This window comes from Streptomyces sp. SID4985 (assembly GCF_009863025.1).
GTDB lineage: Bacteria > Actinomycetota > Actinomycetes > Streptomycetales > Streptomycetaceae > Streptomyces.
Genome location: NZ_WWIR01000534.1, coordinates 1 through 5,402, shown reverse-complemented (window position 1 = coordinate 5,402; position 5,402 = coordinate 1). Strand labels below are relative to the sequence as shown.

The window sequence follows — 5,402 nt, the reverse complement described above, 5'->3', positions numbered from 1 at the left end:
GACCCAGGGCGCGTGGGCGGCGGCGACCGTGCTCGGCGCCGCCCTCCTCGCGGCCCGCCGCCCGGCGTACGACCGCCTGCCCCGCCGCTGAACGCATCACCCACCACCGAACGCGTCACCGCTCACCGAACTCCCGGAATCTGGAGCCCTCTTGTCTACCCCTTCGGAAACCCCACCCACCATCCGCGCGGCCGCGCTGCGCGTGGAGCACCGCAAGGCCGTCGCCCTCGACTCCGTCGACCTGGAGCTGGGCACCGGTGTGCACGGTCTGCTCGGCCCGAACGGCGCCGGGAAGACCTCGCTGATCCGGGTCCTCGCCACCGTGGCGCAGCCCTCCGGCGGCCGCGTGGAGATGCTCGGCGAGGACAGCGCCGACCCGCGCGGCCGGACCGCGATCCGGCGCCGACTCGGTTATCTCCCGCAGGAGTTCGGCTATTACCCGGGCTTCACCGTGCGCGAGTTCGTGGCGTACATGGCCTGGCTGAAGGAGATGCCCACCGACCACGTCCCCGAGGCGGTGGAACGGGCGGTGGACCGGGTCGGTCTCGCGGACCGGATCGACGCGAAGATCAAGACGCTGTCCGGCGGGATGGTCCGCCGGGTCGGCATAGCCCAGGCCCTCGTCAACGACCCCGGCGTGCTGCTCCTGGACGAACCGACCGCCGGACTCGACCCCGAACAGCGGGTGGAGTTCCGCGAGTTGCTGCGCACGCTCGGCACCTCCGCCACGGTGGTCGTCTCCACGCACCTGGTGGAGGACGTGGCCGCCGCCTGCACCGAGGTCACTCTCCTCGACCGGGGCCGGGTCGCCTACCGGGGCACGCCCGAGACCCTGACCCGGCTCGGCGAGACCTCGGACGAACCCGGGGACCACCCGATCGAGCGGGGTTACACGGCCGCGCTCCGTACCCACCGCGCGCACGGCGCCCCGGCGGCGAGGGAGTCGGTGCGATGACCGTCGCCGTGGCACCCCCGAAGCGCCGTCCGAAGCGCCACCCGCTGCGCGCCGAAGCCGTCCGCGGCCTCGGCCCGCTCACCGGGGCCTGCGTCCTGCTGATGTTCGGCGTCCTGCTGACCGCCTCCCCCGAGACCTGGCAAGGCGGCTGGGAGGAGACCGCCAACCTGATGCACAATTCCCTGCTGATCGCCCTGCCGCTGGCCGCCGCGGCCGGCTGCTGGCAGGGCGGACGCGAACGGCGGCGCCGCATAGAGGAGTTGTGGAACACGTCCGTCCGCACACCGCTCACCAGACTGCTGGCCTCCGCGCTGCCCGTCGCTCTCTGGGTGGCCGTCGCCTACCTGCTCGCCGTCGTCGCCGCGTCACTCGCCACCTGGCCGTACTCCCTGGGCGACCACCCCTATCTCGCCCAGGTGCCCGGGGACACCGTCGCGCTCATGGCGGCGGTGCTGCTGGGACACGTGGCGGGCCGGACCGTCCCCACCCTGTTCGCGGCCCCGCTGCTGGGCATGGCCGTGTACGCCGTGCTCGGGGCGGCGGTGCACGACGACACCGGCCGCCCGTTCGACCCGGCCGCGCTCGCCGTGGACGGCCTGCGGCCGGTGTGGTGGCAGCCGCTCGCGATGGCGGGGTGGACGCTGGGCCTGGTCCTCGCGATCACGCTGGCGTACGCGGCACGGCGCCGCGCGACGGCTCTGCTGCCGCTGGCCGCCGCCGTGGCCTGCGGCGCGCTGCTCGCGCACACCGGGAGCGGGCTGTGGCGGCCCGGCCCCTATGCCAACCGCCAGGCGTGCGACACCTCGACGACCCCGGCGGTCTGTGTGAACGCCCGGTACGCGGGGCTGCTCCCCCAGGTGGGCGACGCGCTGTCCGGGGTCACCGGGAAGCTGCGGGGCGTACGGAACCTTCCGGTGCGCTGGGAGGACCGCGACGGGGAATCGCACGCCGACGAGGCGCAGTTGCCGATGATCACGCCGTTCGGCTGGTCGGTCGTACGGGGGCGGCTGACCGAACCGAAGCGGTACGCGTGGGAGGCGGTCCAGATGCTCGAAGGGCGCGGCGACTGCGAGGAGGTGCCGACGCGGGTGTCCGCCGCGGACGACGCCGTGACGGCGTACCTGGCGCCCAACCTGTCGCAGGATTACTTCGACCGGCTGGACGCCAAGGGCGACGCCGCCGCCCGCGCCGATCTCCGCGCCCGCCTGGCCGCCCGCGCCAAGCTGGCCGGCATGGACGAGGAGCACCGACGCGCCTGGCTCTCGGCGTACTTCGCGGCCCGGGGCGACTGCGCGCTGAAGGGGGTGCCGTCCCTGTGAGAACCCACGGCCTCCTCCTCTCCGCCCGCTCCCGCGCCCTCCCCCCGACCCTGGCGGCCCTCGCGGCGACGACAGGCTTCGCGGTCGGGGCGGCCGCCCTCCTGAACGCCTATGTGGACCCGGACCGCCGGGTACCGGTGATCGCCGTGGCCCCGCTGCTGGCCTCCGCCGTGATCGGCGCGAGCCTGCACACCCCGTCGGACGAACTGGACCGCACGGCCGTACGCCCCTGGTGGCCCCTCCGGCTGACCTGGCTGGCCGCGCTGACCGCCCTGGCGGCGCTCCTGCTCACCCTGGCGGTCCTGGGCCACCCCGAGACCTTCGGCCCGCCCGCCATGATCCGCAACACCCTGGGCTGCACGGGTCTCACCGCCCTCTCGGCGGCGTTCCTCGGCCCCCGGCTGAGCTGGCTCCCCACCTTCGCCTACGTCTCCGCCGTCTACCTCGCCGCCTCCGGGGCCCACGGCCACGGGGTCACCCTCTGGGCCTGGCCGGTCCAGCCCGGCTCCGAACCGGCCGCCTGGGCAGCCGCGCTGACGGTCTTCGCGGCGGGCACAGCCCTGTACGCGGCGTACGGCCACCGCCCGGAGAACCCCCGCACGCCGTAGCCGAGCCGCCCGGCACCGCCCGCACGCGGTACGCACATGGCCCCCGTCCCGTACACGAGGTACGGAACGGGGGCCATGGTGTGGGCCCAGCAGGCAGCCGGATCAGGCGGTGTTCTCGGCCACCAGATAGCGGCCCCAGACCTCGCCGCCCCGGTAGGGGCCGAGACCGTCGCTGTCGTGCTGCGGCTCGTCGAACCGCACCTCGTAGACGAGTTCACCCTCGCGACCGCGGCCGCCCCGCACCGGGAAGGGAACCTGCGTCCCGACGATCGTGCCGTAGAACTCCACCGGATACGGGCCGTCCCAGTCGGGGTCCTTGATCACTCGCACCCGGGTGCCGGGCGGCCAGGCGCCCTCCGGCCAGTCCGCCGGGACGGGCCCGCTGTTGTCCGTCATGGGTGACTGCCTCGCATGTCCCCCGCTCACTGCGAGCGGTCCTTGTACTTGAAGTCCTCCGCCTGGCGCGTCTGCTTGTTCCACACGTAGTGGATCTCGACGTCGTCCACGGTCTGCTCCATCTTGACCCAGCCGTCCGAGGCGGGCCAGCGCGGGTCCTTCATGACGGTGGGCAGCTCGTTGCCGTACTCCGGGTACTCCTTCACGAGATCCATCGCGCGCTGCTCGTTGGACCCACCGGCCGAGGTGCGGCCCGTGGAGTTGCCCGCGTTGCGCAGCGCCGTGCTCAGCCCGTCGCTCATCCGGGAGACGCCGTCGGCCGCCCCGTAGGCGCCCGTGACGACGAGCCCGGTGCCCATCGCGATCGCGGGCGCGCCCGCGAGGCAGCCGATGCCGGTCAGGCAGACCGCGCCGCCCGCCAGATCCTCACTGGCGCCGAAGCCCATGAGGAAGATCGAGCCGCCGGTCTCCGCCGCGCCGATCCACAGGTCCGGGCTGGTGAAGATCGCCTCGCCGTAGTCGAGGACCTTGCTCCCGGTGTCCTCCAGCCAGTCCGGGATCCAGTCGTTGCCGTCGTCCGGCTCCTCGATCGGATGGTCCGCCAGGTACTGCTTCTTGATCTGCTCCCAGCGGGCGGTCTCGTCCTTCTTCTTCTGGACCGCGGTCGCGAAGGCGTCCACGAACGCCTTCGTGGCGGCGGCCGAGTCCTTGCCCGCCGCGACGGCGGAGGCCCGGGCCGCCTCGGCCGAGGCGCTCGCCTCGCTCGCCGACGTGCTCGCCGCGTTCGCCGAACGCTGCGCGTGGGCCGCGGAGTTCACCGCCCGTACGACCGCGTTCTCGGCGTCCGCCTGCGCCTTGCGCGCGGTGTTCGCGGAGTCGCGGGCCTGGGCGGCGGAGGTGGCGGCGGCATCGGCCGAGCGCTTCGCGTCCTCCGCGTAGCCGTTGGCCAGCTCCGCCGACGCGTTGGCGTCGTCCGCCGCCTTCTGGGCTTCGGCCGCCGAGTTGCGCGCCTCGGCGGCGGCCTTCGCCGCGAGCGAGGCGTTCTGCTGCGCCGTCGCCGCGATCTGCGCGGCCCCCGCGATGACGCCCTGCACCTGCGAGACGTGCGTGGCGGCGAGCTGGTCCTTCTGGCGGGCCATCGGCTCACCGGTCTGCGTGAAGGCGTGCAGCAGCGAGGCGGGACCCTCCAGCGCGATCCGCGCGGCGGCCTTCACCTCGGGTCCGCCGCTGTCCACGAGCTGGGCGGCGTGCACGCGCTCGTCCTCGCTCCGGGCCTCGTCGCGGCCCGAGACGACGAAGTCCCGCAGCGCGTCCACCGTCCCGGCGGTCAGCGCCGCACGGCCCCGCTCCTTGACGACCGGACCACCGGCGTCGATCAACTGCGCCACATACACGCGCAGTTCACCCTCGACGGCCTCGAACTGGCCCTCGCTGAGAAAGGCGTCCGTGGCCGTGTCGCTCGACAGCGCCTGCCCGGCGGCCGTCCGCAGCTTCGAGGACGGGGAGTTGATCCACAGCTCCTCGACCTCCGCCCGTGTGTCGAGGCGTTCGGCCTGCGTCCAGCCGGTGCGCAGATAGGCGAGGACGTCCTCGGGGCCGCCCGAGAGCGCCGTCGCGGCGGCCGCGCGGCTCCACGAGCCGCGGATCTTCATGGCCTCCACGGCCATCGTCCGCCCGTCGCGCACCAGTTGCTCGGTGTCCGCGTCCGGGGCGGACGCTCGCGCGGCCAGGTCCTGGGCCTTCGCGCGCAGATCGGTGCCGCGCTTGACGACCTCGGCCGCCTCGGCGTGGACGCGCTCCTCCTGCTCCTTGAGGTCGCGGGCCTTGTCGATGCCGTCGTTCGTGCGGGCCGCCAGCTCCTCCGCCTCGACCTCGCGGGCCAGGTCGTAGGTGTTCTGGGCCTCGGTGACGGCGGCGGTGGCGGTGTCGGCGGCCTCCTTCGCGGCGGCGGCGTGGGCGGTCGCCTTCTGCGCGGCGGTCGCCGCGTCGCCCGCGTGGTCGGCCGCTTCCCTGGCCGCCTTCGCCGCGTTCTCCGCGTGCGTGGCCGCCGCGTTGGCGGCGTCACGGGACTCGCGGGCCGCGCTCGCGGCACGGTTGGCGAGGGACTCGGCCGCCTGCGCGGCG

Annotated in this window: 5 protein-coding genes; 3 read left to right on the top strand and 2 right to left on the bottom strand. The window is 74.3% G+C overall.

Annotated elements, in window-relative coordinates; translation table 11 throughout:
• Positions 1-151: 151 nt before the first annotated feature.
• The 3 genes from GTW40_RS23275 to GTW40_RS23265 are packed head-to-tail and all read left to right on the top strand — an operon-like array spanning position 152 to position 2,882.
• Positions 152-955, top strand: a complete 804-nt coding sequence (locus GTW40_RS23275; RefSeq protein WP_202486308.1) for an ABC transporter ATP-binding protein — start codon at positions 152-154, stop codon at positions 953-955.
• Positions 952-2,274 (top strand): hypothetical protein, encoded by a 1,323-nt coding sequence (locus tag GTW40_RS23270; RefSeq protein WP_161182135.1) that lies wholly within the window; start codon positions 952-954, stop codon positions 2,272-2,274. Before GTW40_RS23275 ends, GTW40_RS23270 begins: the two co-directional genes overlap by 4 nt.
• Positions 2,271-2,882 carry a hypothetical protein gene (locus GTW40_RS23265; RefSeq protein WP_161182134.1) on the top strand — a complete coding sequence of 204 codons (612 nt, stop codon included), beginning with the start codon at positions 2,271-2,273 and terminating at the stop codon, positions 2,880-2,882. The genes GTW40_RS23270 and GTW40_RS23265 overlap by 4 nt, the downstream gene beginning before the upstream one ends.
• Before the next feature lie 102 nt (positions 2,883-2,984).
• Here GTW40_RS23265 and GTW40_RS23260 read toward each other — a convergent pair whose 3' ends face one another.
• Both GTW40_RS23260 and GTW40_RS23255 read right to left on the bottom strand, forming a co-directional pair.
• Positions 2,985-3,278, bottom strand: a complete 294-nt coding sequence (locus GTW40_RS23260; protein WP_161182133.1) for a ferrous iron transport protein A — start codon at positions 3,276-3,278, stop codon at positions 2,985-2,987.
• 26 nt (positions 3,279-3,304) lie between these two features.
• Positions 3,305-5,402: ALF repeat-containing protein (locus GTW40_RS23255; protein WP_202486307.1), on the bottom strand; the 2,098-nt coding region annotated here is incomplete at its 5' end.